At 22.1% G+C, this 3,059-nt stretch carries 4 protein-coding genes and 1 pseudogene; 3 read left to right on the forward strand and 2 right to left on the reverse strand.

What is annotated here, in order from left to right; genetic code table 11:
* A partial coding sequence (locus tag H9660_RS15940) for a hypothetical protein (RefSeq protein WP_191751355.1) occupies nucleotides 1-257 on the reverse strand: 257 nt, incomplete at its 3' end.
* 106 nt (nucleotides 258-363) lie between these two features.
* Between H9660_RS15940 and H9660_RS16405 the strand changes: the two genes are divergently transcribed.
* Nucleotides 364-987 (forward strand): hypothetical protein, encoded by a 624-nt coding sequence (locus H9660_RS16405; RefSeq protein ID WP_243190690.1) that lies wholly within the window; start codon nucleotides 364-366, stop codon nucleotides 985-987.
* A 12-nt stretch (nucleotides 988-999) separates the two neighbouring features.
* The gene (locus tag H9660_RS15950) at nucleotides 1,000-1,563 is read left to right on the forward strand and encodes a histidine phosphatase family protein (protein ID WP_191751356.1); all 564 of its coding nucleotides are present in this window, start codon (nucleotides 1,000-1,002) and stop codon (nucleotides 1,561-1,563) included.
* A 92-nt stretch (nucleotides 1,564-1,655) separates the two neighbouring features.
* Here H9660_RS15950 and H9660_RS15955 read toward each other — a convergent pair whose 3' ends face one another.
* Nucleotides 1,656-1,817, reverse strand: coding sequence for a Spo0E family sporulation regulatory protein-aspartic acid phosphatase (locus H9660_RS15955; RefSeq protein WP_191751357.1), 162 nt, complete (start codon nucleotides 1,815-1,817; stop codon nucleotides 1,656-1,658).
* Between the two features lie 330 nt (nucleotides 1,818-2,147).
* Between H9660_RS15955 and H9660_RS15960 the strand changes: the two are divergent.
* Nucleotides 2,148-3,059, forward strand: a pseudogene (locus H9660_RS15960) (hypothetical protein); the annotation flags it as partial.

Raw genomic sequence — 3,059 nt, forward strand, 5'->3', positions numbered from 1 at the left:
AGTAATGATATAATGAATATATTTTTTATAACTCTGTTTAATATATTTTCACTTACAGAATTAATCATTAGTATTATTAAGTATATAATTGATACTAAGATAGCAATAAAAAGATATACTATAAATGTAAAAGAACTAGTCATAGTAGGTGTGCCCATCATAATTTCATTAGTAGAAATAGTATTAACTCTAAATAAACCAATACTTATTATTCCTAGAAAGATTATAAAGACTATAAGCCATTTATTATTTTTCATTTTGTTATTCCTTTCTAATATCAATATATTATATTTTAATATATTAAAATTATCTATTTAATATATCTTTATTACACATTAAATAATGGGAAAGAGGGATTGAAAATTGAATAAAAAAAGTTTTTTACTATGTATTGGAATTTTATTTTCTTTATTTTTAGTATCATGTAAATCGGAAGCTAAGGATGCTAAACCTGTAATTTATTTATATCCAACGAAAGAAGAAGTTGTAGATGTGAAACTTGATTATAAGGGAAAGCTTACGTTTACTTATCCTGAGTATAAGGATGGTTGGACAGTAACAGCTAAAGAAGATGGAACTTTAATAAATCTTGATGATAATAGGGAATACTCCTATTTATTTTGGGAAGGAATATCAAATTTAGATTATAATATATCAGAAGGATTTGTTATAAAAAAAGAAGATACTAAAGATTTTTTACAAGAAAAGTTAGAGTATATGGGATTAACTCCAAGAGAGTACAATGAATTTATTGTTTATTGGCTACCTATTCTTGAAGAAAATGATTATAATCTTATTTATTTTGCTGGTGAAGAGTATGATGATTATGCAAAGCTTGATATAACTCCTAAGCCAGATTCTATTTTAAGAGTAATGATGGTATATAAACCATTAGACAAGCCTATTGAAATTAAAGAGCAAGAGCTTAAACAGTTTGAGAGAAAAGGTTTTTCTGTAATTGAATGGGGAGGAACTAAGATAAATTAGGGGGATATTTAAATGAATAAAGTTTATTTTGTGAGACACGCTAAACCAGATTTTTCAGAAAAGGAAGATTTAATAAGGCCTCTTACTGAAGAAGGAGTTAATGCAAGTAAAAAAGTTAAAATGTTTTTAAAGGATAAAAATATAAGTAAAATATATTCAAGTCCATACAAAAGGGCAATAGATACAGTAAAAGATCTTTCTGATTTTTTACATTTAGATATTGAGGTTATTGATGATTTTAGAGAAAGAAAAGTATGTGATAATTGGATAGAAGATTTTAATAAGTTTTGTGAAAAGCAATGGAGTGATTTCAATTATAGTTTAGATAATGGAGAGTCTTTAAAAGAAGTACAAGATAGAAATATAAAAGAATTACACAAAATTCTTAATAAATATGATGAAGAAAATATTGTTATAGGAACACATGGAACAGCATTAAGTACTATAATTAATTATTATGATATTAATTTTAATTATTCTTCATTTAATAAAATAAAAGACATTATGCCGTTAATTATATTATGTGAATTTGATGGTATTAAATTGAAAAGTATAGAGTATATATTAGAGATATAATTTCTATCCTTCAATTTTAGAGTGTTAAAATATCATAACAGGATTACTTGAAGTTATAAGGAGTAACATGGATATGATATTCTAACACTTTTTTATTTTTTTATATAAATGTCATTATCTTTCAATATTTTCTTTTGAACTTTATTTATTTCTTTATCGAGTTTCATACTTAATATTAAGACTTCTTCTGTAAGTCCATTTTTCTCATAAAGATTTTCAAGTTCTTCTCTTATCTCATTAATTCTGTAATCCATAACTACCCCCTTTTAAGTTAATTATAAAAAGTATTTAAATACAAATCAAGTAAAAAAATATACATATGTAAAAATAAGTAAAATTTTATACGGTTGAAAAGTTTTTATTTAATAAAATATACTATAAAAAAGGGAAAAAATTATAAATAATGTTTTAAATTTATATTAAAAATATACTAATTTACAGGATATAATATTATTTTAATCTTTAATGTTAAAAAATAATTATTTTGAAATTAATTACATTAGTAATATGAGAAAAGTTATAACTTAGAAATTGTAAAGAATAAGTAGTATAATAATAATTACTCTTTTAAAAGGAGGGATAGAATGAATTTAAGAAGTATGATGAACTCATTATTAAATTTAGGCTCTAGAATTTCTGTGAATAATGGGAAAAATTTATTTAAAAATAATTTAGTAAAGAAGGTTGTAAGTAAAAAAGTTGATGATACTTACCATGTTTATGGAAGGGTTTTAGAAAATAAAAATGAGTATAGTACACATATAAAATTTAATTTAAATGATGAAGTTAAAGAGGTTAAATGTACTTGTAATCAATTTGAGGAAAATAGTAAGGAAATAAGAAATTATACTTGTAGTCATATAATTGCAACTATGTATAAGTTTTATTATGAAGTATCAAATAAGATTCAAAAGCAAGAAGCTAAAAATACAAAGGTTTTAAAAGAAGCTATAAATATTGATATTAAATTAAAGCAAGTTAAGGTTAATAATAAAAATGAATATTATCTTGAGCTAAGAGCTGGAAAAGAAAATACAATAGCAGTTGAAGCTTTAGGTAAGTTTTTATTTTATGAAGATAATAAATTTAAATATAAGGATTATTTAGTTATAGAATTTTTAAGAGAAAAATTTAAAGAAGATAAAAATAGAATAATTAATGGAAGAAGTTTTAAGCTTTATGATAATGAACTTAAAGAACTTTTAAGTTTAATAGATAATAAGAAAGAAGTTACTTTAAATTATGATTATATGAATTATACATCTCAAATTTATAATGAGGATATTCCTCTAATTTTTACTATAAAGAAAAAGGGAGAGGCTATTTTAGTAAAGCCTCAAAAGAAAATTTTAATACCTTTAAATTATGATAAGGATATATGGATTTATGAAAAGAAAATATATTTACCATCTGAAAATCAATTAAAATATTATAAAGGTATTTTTGAGAAATTAAAAAATAAAGAAAATTTATTATATAAATGTACAGATGAAAAT

Origin of the sequence: Clostridium gallinarum (genome assembly GCF_014836325.1) — a bacterium.
Taxonomy (GTDB): domain Bacteria; phylum Bacillota; class Clostridia; order Clostridiales; family Clostridiaceae; genus Clostridium; species Clostridium gallinarum.

Coding starts and splice junctions, on each gene's coding strand:
- H9660_RS15950 (WP_191751356.1), top strand. CDS start 1,000: ATGAATAAAGTTTATTTTGTGAGACACGCTAAACCAGATTTTTCAGAA.
- H9660_RS15955 (WP_191751357.1), bottom strand. CDS start 1,817: ATGGATTACAGAATTAATGAGATAAGAGAAGAACTTGAAAATCTTTAT.